At 69.3% G+C, this 18,420-nt stretch carries 16 protein-coding genes and 4 tRNA genes; 15 read left to right on the forward strand and 5 right to left on the reverse strand.

Features of this window, described 5'->3' with window-relative positions; all coding sequences use genetic code 11:
* Positions 1-407 precede the first annotated feature (407 nt).
* The 8 genes from C3E78_RS10490 (at position 408) to C3E78_RS10525 (ending at position 7,533) form a co-directional block, all read left to right on the forward strand.
* A complete protein-coding gene (locus tag C3E78_RS10490; RefSeq protein ID WP_159085867.1) occupies positions 408-1,385 on the forward strand; it encodes a serine/threonine-protein kinase in 978 nt (325 codons plus the stop codon).
* 140 nt (positions 1,386-1,525) lie between these two features.
* A complete protein-coding gene (locus C3E78_RS10495) occupies positions 1,526-2,206 on the forward strand; it encodes an alpha/beta fold hydrolase (protein ID WP_108578239.1) in 681 nt (226 codons plus the stop codon).
* 32 nt (positions 2,207-2,238) lie between these two features.
* Positions 2,239-3,039, forward strand: a complete 801-nt coding sequence (locus C3E78_RS10500; protein WP_199906796.1) for an alpha/beta hydrolase — start codon at positions 2,239-2,241, stop codon at positions 3,037-3,039.
* A complete protein-coding gene (locus C3E78_RS10505; RefSeq protein WP_108578241.1) occupies positions 3,036-3,590 on the forward strand; it encodes a hypothetical protein in 555 nt (184 codons plus the stop codon). The genes C3E78_RS10500 and C3E78_RS10505 overlap by 4 nt, the downstream gene beginning before the upstream one ends.
* The gene (locus C3E78_RS10510) at positions 3,590-5,044 is read left to right on the forward strand and encodes a dihydrolipoyl dehydrogenase family protein (protein ID WP_108578242.1); all 1,455 of its coding nucleotides are present in this window, start codon (positions 3,590-3,592) and stop codon (positions 5,042-5,044) included. Before C3E78_RS10505 ends, C3E78_RS10510 begins: the two co-directional genes overlap by 1 nt.
* Positions 5,045-5,124: 80 nt before the next feature.
* Positions 5,125-5,991 carry an alpha/beta fold hydrolase gene (locus tag C3E78_RS10515; protein WP_108578243.1) on the forward strand — a complete coding sequence of 289 codons (867 nt, stop codon included), beginning with the start codon at positions 5,125-5,127 and terminating at the stop codon, positions 5,989-5,991.
* Between the two features lie 114 nt (positions 5,992-6,105).
* The gene (locus C3E78_RS10520; protein ID WP_108578244.1) at positions 6,106-6,498 is read left to right on the forward strand and encodes an ester cyclase; all 393 of its coding nucleotides are present in this window, start codon (positions 6,106-6,108) and stop codon (positions 6,496-6,498) included.
* A 147-nt stretch (positions 6,499-6,645) separates the two neighbouring features.
* Complete coding sequence (locus tag C3E78_RS10525; RefSeq protein WP_108580853.1) at positions 6,646-7,533, forward strand: CE1 family esterase; 888 nt, start codon at positions 6,646-6,648, stop codon at positions 7,531-7,533.
* A 30-nt stretch (positions 7,534-7,563) separates the two neighbouring features.
* On the opposite strand, the gene C3E78_RS10530 is transcribed toward C3E78_RS10525, so the two are convergent.
* The 3 genes from C3E78_RS10530 to C3E78_RS10540 all read right to left on the reverse strand — a co-directional run bounded on the left by C3E78_RS10530 (position 7,564) and on the right by C3E78_RS10540 (position 11,472).
* The gene (locus C3E78_RS10530) at positions 7,564-10,287 is read right to left on the reverse strand and encodes a helix-turn-helix transcriptional regulator (RefSeq protein ID WP_108578245.1); all 2,724 of its coding nucleotides are present in this window, start codon (positions 10,285-10,287) and stop codon (positions 7,564-7,566) included.
* Between the two features lie 224 nt (positions 10,288-10,511).
* Positions 10,512-10,583: transfer RNA gene (locus tag C3E78_RS10535), tRNA-Val, on the reverse strand.
* Between the two features lie 55 nt (positions 10,584-10,638).
* Entirely contained in the window at positions 10,639-11,472 is an 834-nt protein-coding gene (locus tag C3E78_RS10540; RefSeq protein WP_108578246.1) for an aminotransferase class IV, read from the reverse strand.
* Between the two features lie 85 nt (positions 11,473-11,557).
* Here C3E78_RS10540 and C3E78_RS10545 point away from each other — a divergent pair.
* The 3 genes from C3E78_RS10545 to C3E78_RS10555 all read left to right on the forward strand — a co-directional run bounded on the left by C3E78_RS10545 (position 11,558) and on the right by C3E78_RS10555 (position 11,831).
* Positions 11,558-11,629, forward strand: a tRNA-Gly gene (locus C3E78_RS10545).
* A gap of 27 nt (positions 11,630-11,656) precedes the next feature.
* Positions 11,657-11,727, forward strand: a tRNA-Cys gene (locus C3E78_RS10550).
* 32 nt (positions 11,728-11,759) lie between these two features.
* Positions 11,760-11,831, forward strand: a tRNA-Val gene (locus tag C3E78_RS10555).
* A 135-nt stretch (positions 11,832-11,966) separates the two neighbouring features.
* Here the strand turns inward: C3E78_RS10555 and C3E78_RS10560 are convergent.
* Positions 11,967-12,872: a GNAT family N-acetyltransferase gene (locus C3E78_RS10560; RefSeq protein ID WP_199906798.1), complete on the reverse strand. Its 906-nt coding sequence runs from the start codon at positions 12,870-12,872 to the stop codon at positions 11,967-11,969.
* Positions 12,873-12,986: 114 nt separating this feature from the next.
* Here C3E78_RS10560 and C3E78_RS10565 point away from each other — a divergent pair, with 114 nt between their 5' ends.
* Entirely contained in the window at positions 12,987-13,217 is a 231-nt protein-coding gene (locus C3E78_RS10565) for a hypothetical protein (RefSeq protein WP_135804783.1), read from the forward strand.
* 21 nt (positions 13,218-13,238) lie between these two features.
* Here C3E78_RS10565 and C3E78_RS10570 read toward each other — a convergent pair whose 3' ends face one another.
* On the reverse strand, positions 13,239-14,114 hold the full coding sequence (locus C3E78_RS10570; RefSeq protein ID WP_108578249.1) for a YihY/virulence factor BrkB family protein: 876 nt from the start codon (positions 14,112-14,114) through the stop codon (positions 13,239-13,241).
* A gap of 17 nt (positions 14,115-14,131) precedes the next feature.
* On the opposite strand from C3E78_RS10570, the gene C3E78_RS10575 reads away from it, so the two are divergent.
* From C3E78_RS10575 to C3E78_RS10585, 3 genes are all read left to right on the forward strand, one after another.
* Positions 14,132-15,781 (forward strand): acyl-CoA dehydrogenase family protein, encoded by a 1,650-nt coding sequence (locus C3E78_RS10575; protein WP_108578250.1) that lies wholly within the window; start codon positions 14,132-14,134, stop codon positions 15,779-15,781.
* Positions 15,781-16,407 carry a hypothetical protein gene (locus C3E78_RS10580; RefSeq protein ID WP_108578251.1) on the forward strand — a complete coding sequence of 209 codons (627 nt, stop codon included), beginning with the start codon at positions 15,781-15,783 and terminating at the stop codon, positions 16,405-16,407. Before C3E78_RS10575 ends, C3E78_RS10580 begins: the two co-directional genes overlap by 1 nt.
* A gap of 311 nt (positions 16,408-16,718) precedes the next feature.
* On the forward strand, positions 16,719-18,401 hold the full coding sequence (locus C3E78_RS10585; RefSeq protein WP_108578252.1) for a nitrite/sulfite reductase: 1,683 nt from the start codon (positions 16,719-16,721) through the stop codon (positions 18,399-18,401).
* The last annotated feature ends 19 nt before the right edge of the window (positions 18,402-18,420 follow it).

The following is an 18,420-nucleotide window of genomic DNA, read 5'->3' on the forward strand; positions in this document are numbered from 1 at the left end:
GAGTCGGCGAGGTGGTCGAGCTCGTCCTGGGTGAGGTCGATCGAGAGGCCCCGGAGGTGGTCCTCCAGGTGGGCAGCCCGGGAGGTGCCGGGGGATCGGCAGCATCCGAGGGGATCGCTTCAGGAGCCTGGAAAGAGCAACCTGAGACGGGGTTGCCTCGTGCGCGCGGGCGATCTCCGCGGTGACGCTGCCGAGGTCGGCGAGAGTGCTGAGCGCCCAAGGATGCGCCGTTGCAGCTCCTCGACGAACCAGTCGCTCGATGCAATGCCCTGACAGAAGCCGGCCATTGGCCAGTCACTCCGACTGGCCAATGACTGATGCGACGACGACGTGGCGCGAGTGATGGTTGCTGCCCCACCCCTTTCGGACCGGCTTCCAGGCGGCCCGGCCCAACGAAGGACCTCACGATGAGCGTCGTGGCCCCACCCGACACGGACCTCGCGAAGACCCGCCCACCCTCGGGCGATCCGGACGCACACCGAGCGGCGCGCACGGGGTCGCCCGAGCCGCGCCGGGTCGGTCCCTACGCGATCGGCAGGGAGATCGGGCGGGGCGTGACGTCGATCGTCTCCGCGGCCCGTCACCTCGGGCTCGGCCGTGGTGCGGCCTTCAAGGAGCTGCACGTTCGCACGGGGAGCCCGGTGCTCGGTGCCGCGCTCTTCCGCGAGGAGGCGCGCATTCTCGGTTCGCTCGATCACGCGAACGTCGTGGCGGTCCACGACCTGGTCGACCAGGACGGAGTGCTGGCGATCGTGATGGAGCGTGCCTCGGGAGGGACGCTCCGGTCGTGCATCCAGCGTGGCCTGCGCGAGGACCAAGCCGGTGCTGTGCTGGCGGACATCCTGGCCGGCCTCGCGCACCTGGGAGGTCGGGGCGTGGTCCATCTCGACATCAAGCCGTCGAATCTGTTGATCAGCCACGACGGCACCGTCAAGATCGCAGACTTCGGCATTGCTCAAGCGCTCGAGGCACAGGACGTCGTATCCGCCCAGAACACCGTCCAGTCTCCGGCGGGCACGCCGCACTACCTGGCGCCCGAGCAGGTGCTGCCGGGGTGGCTCGGCCCGTGGACCGATCTGTACGCCGTCGGCATCACAGCATTCGAGCTCCTTGCCGGTCGATCGCCGTTCGCCGACATCACCGACCCCGTCGAGGTGGTCGAGCGGCAGATCCACGAGCGGGTCCCGCCCGTGTGCGATCTCGTGCCAGGGGTGAGCCACGAGATGTCCGAGTGGGTGAGCTGGCTGGTCTCCAAGGCGCCCGCCCACCGTCCGCAGAATGCGGCGGAAGCCTGGTACGAGCTCGATCGCCTGCTGAGCGATCGTCGCGGTCCGCACTGGCGTGACGGTGCCGCGCTCACCCGCCGCCCGGCGGTCCGGCCATGAGCATCGCCGTCGGGCAGCGACTGCCCAGCCACCCGCGTCCAGCAGCTGGCCACGCTGACTGGCCAGTGGCCGATGCGGCGGCACCTGCCCAGCCGCGATGGTCGAAGGAACCACATCCGACCACCACGCAGGGAGGAACCATGTGCCACGTCACGAGCCCCCACGAGACCCGGATCAGCTCCAAGCACTGGGTCGAGGGACGTCCGGTCGTTCTGTCCCACGGTTGGCTGCTGGACTCCGACAGCTGGGAGATCCAGCAGCTGTTCATCGTCGAGAAGGGCTACCGCGCCGTCACCCACGACCGGTGCGGACACGGTCGCTCCACCCGGACCTGGCGGGGCAACTACCAAGGCACCTACGCCGACGACCTCGCCTGCCTGCTCGAGACCCTCCACCTGCGCGACGTGACGCTGACCGGCTTCTCGACCGGCGGCGCCAGGGCGATCCGCCACCTCGGCCGCCACGGCTCCGAGCGGGTCGTCCGCCTGTCGCTCCTCCCGGCAGTCCCGCCGTTCATGCTCCAGACCGCTGACAAGCCCGGCGTCGTACCGATGGGGGGCGTCGAGGGCGTCCACGCCAGCTCGGTCGCCGAACCATCGCAGACCTACTGCGCCATGGCCGACGGCCGTTGTCCGGCGACATCCCCGAGTCCCACCCACCACTCGGGGAGATCCCACGAACGGCATGTCCCCCGCGATCTGGCGGCTCGTGGACGCGACCGGCTCTGGCGACCCGGCCTGCCGGTCGACCGCCTGCATGCCCATCTACGGCTACCCCAAGGACCACGCCACCAACTCCATCTGGTCGCAATCGGCGCCTGATGATCACACCCACGAGAAAAGGAAAAAGCACCGTGCACATCTCCCCCACCCCCGTCATGACGATCATTGACGACTCGACCTCCCTCAGCGGGACGTCTGCTGCGGATCACACCACGCCCACGATCGTGCTGGTGCACGGAGCCTGGGCTGACTCCTCGAGCTGGTCGGCCGTGGTCGAGCGGCTCCGCGCCGATGGCTTCGCCATCAGATCCATCGCCAATCCCCTGCAGGGAGTCGTCGCCGACACGGCCTACCTCTCCAGCTACCTGGCCGCCATCGACGGCCCGATCGTCCTCGTGGGTCATTCCTACGGAGGCGCCGTGATCAGCAACATCGACGCATCGGCGTTCGACATCCGATCGCTGGTCTTCATCGCCGCATTCATCCCGCTCATCGGTGAGACCGTCGGGCAACTTGCAGCGCAGTCCACGCCGGCCTTGCCTCTCGTTCCCGTGGAGGTGCCTGACGGCGTCGAGGTCAGCATCGAGGAGGCCGGTTTCCGCACCGCGTTCGCCGGCGACCTCTCCCAGGCCATTGCCGACAACCTCGCAGTGGCGCAGCGACCCGCCAACGTCAAGGCCGTCTCCGAGCCCAGCGTCAACGAGGCCTTCCGGTCCGTCCCGTCCTGGGCGCTGATCACGCGGCAGGACCAGGCCATCAACTACGACCTCCAACGACACATGGTGGGCCGCACCGATGCGAACACCACCGAGGTCGACGCCTCGCACGCCGTCATGGTCAGCCGCCCCGACGCGGTCGCGGACCTCATCAAGCAGGCAGCCCGCCCCTCCCACAGCCACACCCCCACCGCTACCGCAGAAGGAATCTCATGACCGCCAGCGCCATTTCCGCCACCGGCATCGCTGCCGCGCTGCGGAAGCTCTACTTCGTCAGGTTCGGCTTCGCCATCATCTGGGCGATCCTGATCCTCGCCACCGGCTCGGACATCAATGCCGCGAGCGGAACCTTGCTGGTTCTGTACCCCGTCTTCGACGTGGCTGCGGCCATCGTCGATGTGCGTGCCTCCAAGGCCACCCGACCTTCACCGGGCCTCTACGTCAACATCGCCCTGAGCTCCATCACCGCCATCTCGCTCGCCGTCGCCGTCAGCTCCGGCATCCCCGACGTCCTGCGCGTGTGGGGTGTGTGGGCCATCACCGCCGGCATCGTGCAGCTCATCGTCGCGATCCCCCGCCGGCAACTGGGCGGGCAGGTCCCGATCTTCCTGTCCGGCGGCATCTCCGTCCTCGCCGGAGGCAGCTTCATCGCCGGTGCCTCCGCCGATGACCCGTCGCTGGCCATGATCGGCGGGTACGCCGCCCTCGGTGGCATCTTCTTCCTCATCTCGGCCCTGCGCCTGCGCCGCACGACGGGAGCACAGTGATGTCCGAGACCATCTTCGACGTCATCGTCATCGGCGCCGGCCCCGTCGGCGAGAACGTCGCCGACCGGATCCTGCACGGCGGCCTCACGGCCGCGATCGTGGAACGCGAGCTCGTGGGCGGGGAATGCTCCTACTGGGCCTGCATGCCCACCAAAGCACTGCTCCGCGACGCGGCCGCACTCCGCGCCGCCCGCGCCCTGCCCGGCGCCCGCCAAGCCATCACCGGCGACCTGGACGCCACAGCGGTGCTCCGCCGCCGCGACGGCTTTGCCTCCAACTGGGACGATGCGGGTCAGGTCGACTGGCTCGAGGGCGCAGGAGTGACCCTGTTCCGCGGCCAGGGCCGCATCGGGGGCGAGCGAACGGTCGACGTCGTCGGCGTCGACGACGTCGACGACGTCGTCACCACGCTCCAGGCGCGCCACGCCGTCGTCGTCGCCACCGGCAGCAGCGCCCGCATCCCTGCGATCCCGGGGCTAATCGATGCCAGGCCATGGACCAGCCGCGAGGCCGCCTCCGCGCACACCGTCCCCGAACGGCTCGCCATCATCGGCGGCGGCGTCGTGGGGACCGAGATGGCCACCGCGTACACAGCCCTCGGCGCACAGGTCACGCTCGTGTCCCTGGACGGCATCCTGCCGACCGTCGAGCCCTACGCAGCCGAGTACGTGATGGACTCGCTCAAGGAGTCCGGGGTCGCGCTGCACCCGCGGTCCGAGCCCGCCGAGGTGCACCGCGACGAGTCCGGCACGGTCCACCTGACCCTCGTGGACGGCACCACGATCGTGTCCGACGAGATCCTCGTCGCGGCGGGCCGCACGCCGAACACCAGCCAGCTCGGCCTGGAACACGTCGGCCTCACCCCCGGTCAATGGCTCCACGTCGACGACTCCCTGCGCGTCGTCGACGCCGCGGAATCGACCGTCGGGGGCGGCTGGCTCTACGCAGCCGGCGACGTCAACCGGCGTGCGCTCCTCACCCACCACGGCAAGTACCAGGCGCGCGCGGTCGGTGACCTCATCGTCGCTCGCGCGCAGGGCACACAGGTCGATCTCTCACCGTGGGGCCGGCACGCCGTCACAGCGGACGACCGTGCAGTGACCCAGGTGATCTTCTCCGATCCGGAGGTGGTCGCTGTCGGTCTCACCCTCCGGGCCGCCACCGAGGCAGGGCTGGACGTGCGCGCCGTGGAGCACGACCTCGACGCCGTCGCCGGCGCAGCACTGCACGCGGACGGATACCACGGACGAGCCAGCATGGTCGTCGACCAGGCCCGCAACGTCATCGTCGGCTTCACCGCCGTCGGACCCGACGTTGCGGAGCTGGTCCAGGCCGCCGCGATCGCCATCGCCGGAGAAGTCCCCCTCGACCGACTCTGGCACGCCGTCCCCGCCTACCCCACCGTCAGCGAGATCTGGCTCCGCCTCCTGGAGACCTACGGAAGGGAGGGATAGCCCGCACCAGCACGCCCGCAGTACTGGGCCCTTCGGGCCTCTGACACGCCACCGAACGTTCATTTCTTTGAGGAGTAATCATGCGCACAACCCGTCAATCCCTTGCTTTCGCCGCCGCAGGAGCCGTCGCCATCGGGGCCATCGTGGCCGGCATCAACACGGCGAACGCCAGCACCACGGACACCGCGACGAACCGCGTCGTCAAGGAAGTCAAGACCAAGCCCACGTCCGCCAAGAAGCCCACCATCGTCCTGGTGCACGGTGCCTTCGCAGACGGATCGGGCTGGAACGGCACCATCGAGCGCCTGCGGAAGGACAACTATCCGGTGATCGCCTTCGCCAACCCCCTGCAGGGACCCACCTACGACGTCGCGACGCTCAAGAGCTTCCTGAAGACGATCGACGGACCGGTCATCCTGGTCGGCCACTCCTACGGCGGAGCCCTCATCAGCGGCGCTGGCGCGGGCAACTCCCACGTGAAGGGACTCGTCTACGTCACCGCCTACGCCCCCGACAAGGGCGAGAGCGTCGGCGAGGTGAACTTGCACCCCGTCGCGCACCCGAACCCCGAGCTGCCGCTGGTGAAGGTGCCGTTCAAGAACTCGGCCGGCCAGGACGACGCGCTGCTCTACATCGAGCCCGCGAAGTTCCCCGCCTTCTTCGCCGCCGACGTCAGGTCCACGCTTGCCAAGAACATGGCCGCGTCCCAGCGTCCGGTCGCCAACAGCGGCTTCGACCAGCCCATCCAGGCCGCAGCATGGCGCTCCATCCCGTCCTGGTACCTGGTGGCCAAGCAGGACAAGGCCCTCAACCCCGAGCTCCAGCGTTACATGGCCAAGCGGGCCCACGCCCACACCGTCGAGTCCAACGGATCGCACGCGGTCATGGTGAGCCGCCCCGGCACTGTCACCAAGCTCATCGAGGCCGCTGACCGCGGCACCCGCTGAGCGCGCCGAGGGCCGTCACGAAAGACGCAGACCACCATGACCCGGCACCGCCGCAACAAGCCGATGCCGAATTCCTAGTGCGGCGACGTTCGCCTTTCAACGAGAAGGATCCTCATGAACGACAACGACCTACGGGACTGGTACATGCGCTACGCGACGGCCCTCAACGACCACGCGCTCGACGATTTGACGGAGTTCATCAACGACACAGTCCTGCTGAGCGGCTACGCCGGCACCCGAGACGACGTCGTCTCAGCGCTCAAGGGAGTCGTCGCTGCCGTCCCGGACATCCACTGGGAGCTGGACGAGCTGCTCATTGACCACGACAGGCTGGCCGTGCGCGCGATCAACACCGGCACCCCGACCACGGAGTGGCTCGGCGTCCGACCCTCGGGCGCCTCGTTCAGGATCGTGGAGTACGCCATCTACCAAGTCCAGGACGGCCGATTCGTGCAGATGACGAACCTGCACGACTCAGCTGAGATGCGGCGACAGCTGACGCCCTGAGGCCGCCCGATGATCTCGTCGCGGCGCTCGCTCACATGGTGCGTTCCGCTACGTACTGCACCAACAACGGGACCTTGACACGGGTGTCAATGTCCACCGTCTATCGAGCAGCCACACGTGCTGCGACGAGATGAGGAGAAGAAGACGATGCGCACAACCATTGACGTCGACGGCCGACCCAGGACGTACACGGTGATCGCAAACCGCGACTCGTCCCAGCCGCGAGATCTGGTGCTGGTCTTCCACGGATCCAGGCAGGACGCAGAGGCCCACCGGAAGTTCACCGGACACTCCTTCGACGCGCTCGCCGAGAACGGCGAAGCGGTGGTCGCCTACCTCGACGGGCACAAGGGCAACTGGAACGACGCGCGCAAGGAGAGCTACTTCCCCGCACGCATCGAGGACGTGGACGATGTCGGGTTCACCCGTGCTGTCATCCGACAGCTCACTGCCACCCATCGCATTGCCCCCGACCACGTCTTCGCCGTCGGGTACTCGAACGGAGGCCAGATGGTCCTTCGACTGGTGCACGAGATCCCGGACCTGCTCGCGGGGGCTGCAGTGCTCAGCGCCCCGATGCCTGCGCCCGACAATCTTCTGCTGCCCCCCGCAACGCCCAAGTACACGCCGCTTCCGGTGCTGTTGATGCACGGAACCCAGGACCGCGTGGTCCCGTACCGAGGCGGTGCCATGGCCGCATGGGCGCGACGTCTTTTCAAGGTCGGAGGCTCGACGCTCTCGGCGCCCGAGACCGCCCAGTACTTCGCGCGACGCAACGGCATCTCGAGCGCCTCGCAGGTCAGCCGACTACCGCGCCGCAACGGTGCGTCTGGCAAGACGTGGGTCGAGCAGACGGACTACCGCGAAGCCGGGCACCCTCCCGTACGCCTCCTCACCGTCCATGGCGCCGGTCACACCATCCCGGGACCGCGCAGGGCGCCGTTCATCCTCGGCAGGACCAACCAGGACATCTCCGCCGCCACCGTGATCGCCGAGTTCTTCGGCATCACCGTCCCGGCCCGATCGCGGCCGTGAGCGGACGCCGTACGCAGCCCAGCCGCATGCCTAGGACTCGTGGCTCGACAAGACGTCGGCAAGCTGGGCACGGGAGCTGATTCCCAGCTTGGTGAACACCTTGCTCAGGTGATACTGAACCGTCCTGGGGCTGATGAACAGGCGGGCTCCGACCTCACCGTTGGTCAGACCTTCACTGGCCAGTCGGGCGACCTGGGCCTCCTGCGCCGTGAGCTGCGGGCCGGACGGGGCTGTGGTGCGCTTCGTCACCGTCTCTCCCGTGGCCAGCAGCTCGGTCCGCGCACGCGCGGCGAACCCTGCCATCCCCATCAGCTCGAACATGTCGTGCGCGATGCGTAGCTGGGCACGCGCGTCGATGCGGCGACGCTCCCTACGCAGCCACTCCCCGTACAACAGGTGGGCGCGCGCCAGATCGGCACGCATCCGCGTGCGGCCCAGCCGTTCGATCGCCTTGAGGTAGAGGCGCTCGGCCTGAGGCCCCTCGCTCAGCAGCGCGCGCGACCGCGATTCGATGCCCAGTGCCCAGTCCGTGCCGCTCGCGCTGGTCTCCTCCTGCAGACGTGCGAACATCTCGGCTGCCGTACTCGTCTCGCCGGCCCGCACAGCGGCCTCCACGAGCTCGACCTCCGCCCGCTTCGACGACGAGGACAGGTCGGCCTGGGCAGCCGCGCGCTCGGCCAGCGGGAGCGCGGCCGCGTAGTCGCCGGAGCCGTTGTTCAGCAATGCCTCGCAGAACTCGGCGGTGCTCAGCCAGATGCCTTCGCCACGCAGCATGATGTCAGCAGTCGTGGATTCGATGATCGCCCGGACCTCAGCCTGATCCCCGCTGAACGCCGCGAGGACCAGCCCAGGTTCGGGCCCGAGCGCGAGACCCGTTGCCTCGGTGACTGTCTTCAGCTCGTCAAGGAGGACTCCTGCCGCGGTCAGCTCCCCAGAGAAGACGAGCATCATCGAGCGGGAGATGAGCGCCAGCGGCAGCTCGGCCAGCGCGCCCGCCCGGCGGGCGAGCTCGACGTGGCGCGCCGACAGCACATCCCAGCTCTCGCCATCCCAGATGGGGAGCGCGGCCATACCGGCCAACCAGAGCAGATTCCGCTCGTGCTCCGGCACGTCGCCGCGTGCGGCCGCGACGGCACGACGCAGGATCGGGAGTGCCGGCACGATTCCCTCGGTGCAGTACGTCGAGAAGCCCTTGAGGAGCAGGTCGGTGAGGGTCGGATCGGCAGGGTACGACAGGTTCCGCGCAGCCTCAGCCACCTCCATGACCCCGCCCATTGAGAGTCGGCCGGCGGATATCGCCGCTTGGAGCGCGTGCAGGTGTGTCGCGCGAGACAGGGCAGGGTCGATGGGCGCGAGCCGCCGGGCCGCCTTGAGCAGCAAGGGCGGGGCGTCGCTGCCTCGGCCCACCACGTACGCGAGGCGGGCCCGGAGGAGCTCCGCGCGGGCTGCCTGGTGGTCTGTGTTCGCGCTCTGCTCGACGACGTCCAGCAGATCAGCCGCGGCCTCGTACGCCCCCGCTTCCACCTTGGCGCCGGCTGCGGCCAGGGCCCGGTCAACCCGGAGGTTCGGATCGAGCGTCAACATGGTCGCGTATTCGAGGAACGCCGCTGCGGCTGCCAGGCCGCCCCGCGCCCGAGCCCGGTCGGCGCAGCGCTCCAGCTCAGCGGCGACAGACTCGTCGGGGCCCCGCGCCGCCTGGGCCCGATGCCACGCACGTCGGTCGGGGTCACGCTCCGCATCGGTCACGTCCGCCAATGCCTGGTGCACCATCTGCAGCTCCTGCAGCGGCGCGGACCGGTAGGTCGCCGACCGCACGAGGCAGTGTCGAAATCGCACTTGGACGCCGAACTCGGCCAACCCGTCGGCAACGGCAGGTGCGGCAGCCTTGATGTCGATGCCGAGCAGGGCGCCGGCGCGCCACGTGATCGTCGGGTCGCCGGTCGGCTCGGCCGCGGCGATCAGCAACAGCCTTCTGGTGTCGTGGGGCAAGGCTTCCACCCGGCGCAGGAAGCTCTCCTCGATGCGTGCTGAGAGACCCGCAGGGCTGTGCATCCCGAAGCCCCCGGCCAGCTCATGACCCATCAGATCGTGGGGGAGCTCGATCAGCGCCAGCGGGTTGCCACGGGTCTCGGCGATGATCCGCTGACGAACCCGCTCATCCAGCGGTCCGGTCCAGACGGTGTCCAGCAACGCCGCGGCAGCGGCACGGCCCAGGCCCTCGACCTCCATCGTCGGCAGATTGGCGATCTGCGGATCATCGGTGCGCGTTGCCATGAAGATGGCGGTCGACTCGGCGGCCAGTCGTCGGGCCACGAACGAGAGCACCCGCACGGACGCCCGATCGAGCCACTGGAGGTCGTCGATCACACAGATCAGCGGCTGCCCTTCGGCGGCATGGGACATCAGGCTCAGGACGGCCAGTCCGATCAGCATCTGGTCCGGCACCGGGCCGGCGCTCAGGCCGAAGGCGGTGCTGAGGGCGTCACGCTGCGGGTCCGGCAGCTGGTCGAGCCGGTCCAGGATCGGCGTGCACAAGTGCTGCAACCCGGCATAGGCCAGCTCCTTCTCGGACTCGAAGCCGGCGACACGGACCACACGGCAACCCGCAGCCTGCCGGACGGCGTACTCCATCAGTGCTGACTTGCCCACACCGGTATAACCACGGAGCACCAGCGCGCGACCCGCCCCGGAGCGTACCGCGTGCAGGACCTCGTCCAGCTGGCGGCACTCAGCGCGGCGACCGATGAGCTCCATTGATGACAGATGGTCGCACACCTCGCGCCGCGCCACGCCGGTTCCGGGCCAATTCATCCTGCAACGCCGGGCCAATCCATGGCCACCTGCAGCCTGGCCGAAGCGACGCCGGTGTGCGTGATCGCATCGCGGCCGAACCAGCCGGACACAGATGTCCGACGACCTTCCGCCCCTGCGCCGTCGCCAGAACCAGAAAAACCCTCCGCTTGGGAGGGTTTTCACGGTGGGCGATACTGGGTTCGAACCAGTGACCTCTTCGGTGTGAACGAAGCGCGCTACCACTGCGCCAATCGCCCGTTGGGTGCGTCGGAAACTCTAACCTATCGCCCCTCGGGGTTCGAACCCGGTGACCTACGGGTCGATCCCGCGCGCCGCCTCGCGCGCCCAGATCGCCTGCGCCCGCTGGGTGATCGGCCCCGGCGCGGGCAGCTCACGGTCGTCGACCTTGGAGATCGCCTGCACGTTGCGGGTCGTCCCGACGAGGATCACCTCGTCCGCGGTCTGCAGCACCTCGATGGGTGCGTCCTGCTCCACGACGTCGATCTCGTCGGCGCACCACTGCAGCACCAGGGCGCGGGTCACCCCCGCGAGCGGCCCGGCGGCCAGCGTCGGTGTGATGAGTCTCTCCCCCACGACGTAGAAGATGTTCGAGCCGGTCCCCTCGCAGAGCTGGCCCTGCGTGTTCGCCATGACCGCCTCGGAGGCGCCCCGGGCGAGCGCGTGCTCGACCATGAGCGCGTTCTCGGCGTACGACGTGGTCTTCAGCCCCGAGACGGCGCCGCGCTCGTTCCGCGGCCACGGCACCGTCGCGATGCTGGAGACGGCCGGAGGGCGGCTGCACGGCTCGGAGATGACCACGTAGGTCAGGCCCGCGTCGCCCCGGGGCGAGCCGAGCGGACCGGGCCCTGACGTGACCGTCACCCGGATGCGCCCGAAGTCGATGTCCTCGCCGTCCATCGTGGCCGCGATGCCCTCGCGGATCGCGCCCACGTCCGGCGTACCGATGCCGAGTCCTTCCGCGGACCTGACGAGGCGGTCGAGGTGGCGCGTCAGAGCGAACGGCTGGTTGCCGCTGATCTGCACCGTCTCGAAGACTCCGTCGCCGACGACCACACCATGATCGAGCGGGCTGATCACTGGGGCGTCAGGGGTTTTCAGCAGCTGACCGTTGAACCATGTCCTCATGACCCGAGGCTACTGGGACCCCGGTTTGAGGTCTGCGGGAGGCATCGGCTAATGTTTCATCTCGGCCTCCGGTGCGAGGCCAAGTGCGGACATAGCTCAGTGGTAGAGCATCACCTTGCCAAGGTGAGGGTCGCGAGTTCGAATCTCGTTGTCCGCTCGGAGAGGGTCTCCATACCCATCCAGCGGTGGGTTGGCCGAGAGGCGAGGCAACGGACTGCAAATCCGTTTACACGGGTTCAAATCCCGTACCCACCTCGAACGTCACAACTGAACAGCTTCACCCCATTGGGCGATTGGCGCAGCGGTAGCGCGCTTCCCTGACACGGAAGAGGTCACTGGTTCAAACCCAGTATCGCCCACACTGAGAAAACCCCCGGGAGACCGGGGGTTTTCTGCGTTCTGGGGCGGACAGCCATGGGGCGTTTCGGGTCGATCACCCCCACAGCTACCCCCGCAACCGTCAGGCCATCGCGGGCCTGGTCACGCCTCACTTCTCAGCGTGGGGCCTCGAGCACCAGCCGGGTCTCGGTGACCAGGTAACCGGCTCGGTCGAATGCCGCCGCCATCGGCAGGTTCGTGATGTCCGTCGTTGCGGTGATGAGATCGGCACCTGCATCGGCGTGGAACCGCGTCACCTCGCCAAGCAGGTCGTCAACGAGGCCCCGTCCACGGTGGCTCGGCAGCACGCCGAGGTAGCCCACGTTGCGGTGGTACGGCGTCGCTGACGGCACGATGAAGCCCACTGGCACACCGTCACCGCCGAGCGCCACCCGCCACCAGTCGCGATCCCCCGGACAGCCGGCATAGAACTCGAAGTCGTCGCGGGCCTGGGCGAGCTCGTCCATTGTCTCCAGCGCCCGACGGGTCTCCACGTCCAGACTGCCGCGAGCGGCCTCCCGGAACAGCTCCACGAACTCCTCGTCCGAGCCCGATCGGAACTCCAGCCGGGTGCTGGTCGCCTGCACCCAGCTCTCCGGTGTCCAGAGATACTGCAGGCGCTCGAGCGAGCTGGTCGCCCCGACGTCTGCCATCGCCTCACACCGCCACGTCGCCGCATGGGTCGCCCGCTCGTTCTGACGCCAACCTCCGGGCAGCCGGACGGTGTACGGGGGCAGCACGGGCTTCCCTGACGCCGCGAAGTCAGCATGCCCGCCGCGCAGCATGTCGACCGCGGCCGACCTGGGGTCAGCACGCTCCGGCACAACGTCCAAGGCATCGAGAGCACTGGGCACGGAGTCTCCGCGGCCCCACCAGAGGGCGCGGCCCACAAGACGTCCGTCGTCCTCGAGCAACCACGACCACTCCGGCCGCATACGCCCGGCCTCGAAATCCTGACGCACCTGATCGCGGGGCGGACCCACGACGCCCGCGTCATCAGGGAAGTTGACCAGGGCGTCCACATCGTCCGGTGTGGCTCGCCTGCACCTCATGATCCAACACCTACCACCCCGGCCGCAGGCAAGCAGCTCGCGGCCGGCGTGCGAAGCCGGTCCGCCGGCCGTACGGTCTGGACCATGCGAACGACCGTGAAGACCACCGACGACGCCCCCACCGACCTGGCGCAGAGGATCGAGGCGGCCGACGAGTCCCTGCGGATCAGCTTCTCGGGCATGCCGCTCGACGAGGTCGTGCCCGAGGTCCGGCGCTCGCTGGACGAGCTCGACCTCGACCTGTCCGACGAGACGGTGCGCGACTGGGCCCAGCACGTCTCGGACCGTGCGGACTACGTGCTCGAGATCCACTGAGCGGGTGCCCGGGGGTGCCGGTCAGCCCCAGCGGGCGTCCTCCACGGCCTGCTCGACGGCGGCGTTGATGGCCGCGCCGATGAGCACGGAGATCGACAGGACGTACAGCCACAGGAGCACCGCGATGGGTGCCGCCAGCGGCCCGTAGATCGACATGCCGCCGGTCGAGAATCCCAGCGCCCAGCGGACGAAGTAGCTGCCGAGGATCCACAGCACGAGCGTGAACACCGCGCCCGGCATCCCCACGCGCCACTTCTTCCGCACCGGTACCGCGAGGTGGTACAGCGTGGTGAGGAAGCCGACCGAGAGGACCACGACCGCCGGCCAGTAGAACACCCGCAGGAACGACCACCGGTCCGACAGGGCGTCCGCGGCGAGCTGCGGCCCGATCAGCACGAGCGGCACCAGGATGATGCCGACCATGAGAGCCGCGATGTAGAGCGAGAAGGACAACGCGCGGGTCTTGATGATGCCGCGGTGCCCGCCGAGGCCGTAGATGATCGAGATCGTGTCGAGGAAGACGTTGAGCGCCCGCGACCCCGACCACAGCGCCAGGACGAAGCCGATCGAGATGACGTCGATGCGTCCGCCGCCCAGCACCTCGTCGAGGGTGGGCGCGATGACCTTGTCGACCGTGCTGTCGGTGAGGGCCTTGGAGGCCAGGTCGATGATGCTCTCCTTGAGCACGTCGACCTGCGCGACGTCGAAGCGCTCGGCGATGAAGCCGATCGTGCCGGCGAGGCCGAAGACCAGCGGCGGGAGCGACAGGATCGCGAAGAACGCCGCCTCGGCCGCGAGGCCGGTGACGCGGTACCTGAGGCACGTGCCGACGGTCCGGGCCACGAGCCTTCTGACCTCTTCGGGGATGCCCGGTCGGTCTACCGGTTCCACCGCCATGGCTCTACCGTAGCGACATGGATCCCCTCCAACGCGCACCGTCGAACCAGGCGTCGCCACTTGTCGGACACAACGTCGCGACCGGGGACCGGGCCCTCATGGACGCCGTGTCGGCGTTCGGCGGCGAGGACTCCCCCGAGATCGTCGAGGCGCTCACCCCGATGGGATCGCTCGCCGGCTCCGCGGAGGCCCGCGAGCACTGGCACCTGGCCAACGAGAACGAGCCGGTGCTGCGCACCACCGACCGGTTCGGCAACCGCGTCGACGAGGTGGACTTCCACCCCTCGTGGCACTGGCTGATGACGCAGGGCGTCGGCTTCGGGCTGACCGCCGAGCCGTGGGTCTCGCAGAGCCCCGTCGCGCACCTGCAGCGGGCAGCGGGATTCCTCACCTGGGGGCAGGTCGAGCAGGGCCACATGTGCCCCATCACGATGACGTACGCGGTGGTGCCCGCGCTCCGCGTCGACGACGCCCTCGCGAAGCAGTGGACGACCGGCCTGGCGTCCCGCTCGTACGACTTCGGACTGCGCGCGCCCGAGCAGAAGGCCGGCCTGCTCGCCGGCATGGGGATGACCGAGAAGCAGGGCGGCTCGGACCTGCGCACCAACACCACCCAGGCGCGACCGACGAGCACGCACGGCGAGTACCTCCTGACCGGCCACAAGTGGTTCACGTCGGCGCCCATGAACGACCTGTTCCTGGTGCTCGCGCAGGCGCCCGAGGGCGTCACCTGCTTCGTGGTGCCCCGCGTGCGGCCCGATGGCACCCGCAACGCGTTGTCGATCGTCCGCCTCAAGGACAAGCTCGGCAACCGGTCCAACGCCTCCAGCGAGCTGGAGTTCACCGACACGTGGGCCGTCCGCCTCGGTGACGAGGGCCGCGGGATCCGCACGATCATCGAGATGGTCTCCGCGACCCGTCAGGACTGCATCCTGGGCTCGGCCGGCATCATGCGCAAGGCCGTCTCCGAGGCGGCGTGGCACGCGTCCCAGCGGTCCGCCTTCGGCGCGACGCTCGCCGACCAGCCGGCGATGGTCAACGTCCTCGCCGACCTCGCGGTCGAGAGCGAGGCGGCCACGATGGTCGCGTTGCGCCTGGCGTCCGCCGTCGACAAGCCGCACGACGCCCACGAGCAGGCGCTGCGACGGATCGGCCTGGCCCTGGAGAAGTTCTGGGTCTGCAAGCGGACCCCGTTCATGGTGGCCGAGGCGCTGGAGTGCCTCGGCGGCAACGGGTACGTCGAGGAGTCCGGCATGCCCCTGCTGTTCCGCGAGTCCCCGCTCAACTCGATCTGGGAGGGCAGCGGCAACGTCAACGCCCTCGACGTCCTCCGTGCCCTCAGCCGCGAGCCCGAGAGCCTCGGCGCGTGGATCACCGAGGTCGGGACCGTGCGGGGCGAGAACCGACACCTCGACGCGATGGCCGAGACCGTCCTGACCGAGCTGGCCGACCTGTCCGACATCGAGACCCGTGCCCGGCGCATCGCGGGGCAGATGGCCGCGGTCCTGCAGGGCACCGTCCTGCTGCAGCACGGAGATCCCGCCGTCGCCGACGCGTTCTGCGCCTCCCGCCTGGGCGGGGACTGGGGCGGGACGTTCGGCACGCTCCCCCGCGGGCTCGACCTCTCGGGCATCGTCGCCCGCACCACCCCACACCTGGAGTCTTGATGGGCCGAACCCTCCCGATCGCCGTCCTCATGTCGGCGATCATCACCGTCGTGTCCGCGTTCGCCCTGCGCGCCTCGGACGCCGCCCTGGCCGTCGCGGCCGTCGCGGGTGTTGCGGTCCTGCTCACCTGGTACGCCCAGCTGCACGCCACCGACGAGCGCGGCAGCGGCGGGCTGGTCAACCCGGCGTCCGCCGTGGCCCTCGCCGTCGTGGGACGCCGCCCCTGGTCGACGCTCCTGCCGGCCGTCGCGGCCCACGCGGTGGGCGGAGTCCTGGGCGGGCTCATCGCCCTCGCGATGGACGACCGGCTGGGCGACACCCTCGTGTTCGCCGATCCCGACCTCGTGGTGGTCGGCGTTGGCGCCGCCCTCGTCGGCCTGGTCGGGGCCTGGGCCACGCTCAGCATCGACGGCGGCGGACCCGAGGCGCTCGCCGCCGTGCCGGCCGTCCTCGGCGGCGCGATCCTGCCGCTGGGCCTCATCGCGGTGTTCCACCCGGCCGCGGTCGTCGGGCTGGCCACCGCCGGGATCGTCCCGTGGGACGCGGCACTCCTGGCCGCCGGCGCGACCCTCGTGGCGTCCGCAGTGGGCGCGTACGCCGTCTCGCTGCTCGTTCCGGCCGAGTGACACAGGACACACCGCGGCCCCGGCTCCCGCGGCATCACAGTCGCTCCGTCCACCATTCGGACGCGCGGTCCATGATGCGAGACGGGTCCTTGTCGGCAGCACAGTTCCGCTCCCAGACTGAGGACATGCTTTCGGCACAGACACTCTGGCTCGTGGGACGTCTCCACGTCGACCTCGGTCGTGCCCGCAACATGATGTGTCGCTGACCACGCGCGACCTCTGCACTGATCTCAGAAATCAATCCAGGCGCGCGGCGACCACCCGTGACGAGCCTGTCCTGATCGCCGTGTGCCCTGCCCCAAGGGAAGTTCATGGCTACAGCCACCGGCACCAACCCCGCTCGCCGTCCGCGCCCCAAGCGCGGTGAGGGCCAGTGGGCGCTCGGCTACCGCGAGCCGCTCAACGCCAACGAGCAGGCCAAGAAGGACGACAACCCGCTGAACGTGCGCGCCCGCATCGAGAACATCTACGCGCACGGCGGCTTCGAGTCGATCGATCCCGGTGACCTGCGCGGCCGGTTCCGCTGGTGGGGCCTCTACACCCAGCGCAAACAGGGCATCGACGGCGGCAAGACCGCGACGCTCGCCCCCGAGGAGCTCGACGCCGACCGGTTCATGCTGCGGGTGCGCGTCGACGGCGGCCAGCTCGACCTCGACCAGCTCCGCACGATCGCGGGCATCTCGGTCGACTTCGCGCAAGACACCGCCGACCTCACCGACCGGCAGAACATCCAGTACCACTGGATCGACGTCCGCGACGTCCCGACGATCTGGGACCGCCTCGAGTCGGTCGGCCTGTCCACGCAGGAGGCGTGCGGCGACTGCCCCCGCGTGATCCTGGGCTCCCCCGTCGCCGGCATCTCCGCGGACGAGATCATCGACGGCACGCCGGCGATCGACGCGATCGAGAGCACGTTCATCGGCGACAAGAACTTCTCGAACCTGCCGCGCAAGTTCAAGACCGCGATCAGCGGCCACCCCGACCACGACGTGGTCCCGCAGATCAACGACGTCGCGTTCACCGGCGCCGTCCACCCCGAGCACGGACCGGGCTTCGACGTCTGGGTGGGCGGCGGCCTGTCGACCAACCCGATGCTCGCCGAGCGCCTGGGCGCCTGGGTCTCCCTCGAGGACGTCCCCGAGGTCTGGAAGGGCGTCGTCAGCATCTTCCGCGACTACGGCTACCGCCGGCTGCGCACCCGCGCCCGGCTCAAGTTCCTGGTGGCCGACTGGGGCATCGAGAAGTTCCGCGAGGTGCTGGAGACCGAGTACCTCGACCGCCGGCTCGCCGACCTCGACGCCCCCGCCATGCCCGAGACGCCGGCGGACCACGTCGGTGTCTTCCCGCAGACCGACGGCAGGTTCTACGTCGGCGTGGCCGCCACCGTCGGCCGGATCTCCGGCACGCTGCTCCACCAGCTCGCAGACGTCGTGGAGGCGCACGGGAGCACCCGCATCCGCACCACCCCGATGCAGAAGCTCGTCGTGCTGGACGTCGACGAGGACCGGGTCGAGAGCCTGGTCGCCGCGCTCGACGCGATCGGCCTGCACGCCCGGCCGTCCCAGTGGCGCCGCAACACGATGGCGTGCACCGGCATCGAGTACTGCAAGCTCGCGATCGTCAACACCAAGGACACCGCGCGGGTGCTCATCGACGAGCTCGAGAAGCGCGTCCCCGAGCTCGACACGGCCATCACGGTCAACGTCAACGGCTGCCCCAACTCCTGCGCACGCATCCAGACCGCCGACATCGGGCTGAAGGGCATGCTCGTCAACGACGCGGACGGCAACACGGTCGAGGGCTTCCAGGTCCACCTCGGTGGAGCGCTCGGGCTCCAGGCCGGCTTCGGCCGCAAGCTGCGGGCCCACAAGGTCGCCGCCGACCACCTGCCGGACTACGTGGAGAAGCTCTCGCGGACGTACCTCGAGCAGCGGGACGCCGACGAGTCGTTCGCCCGCTGGGTCGCCCGCGCCGACGAGGAGGTGCTGCGCTGATGAGAGGCATCCCGTACCA

It is taken from the genome of Aeromicrobium chenweiae (assembly GCF_003065605.1).
GTDB lineage: Bacteria > Actinomycetota > Actinomycetes > Propionibacteriales > Nocardioidaceae > Aeromicrobium > Aeromicrobium chenweiae.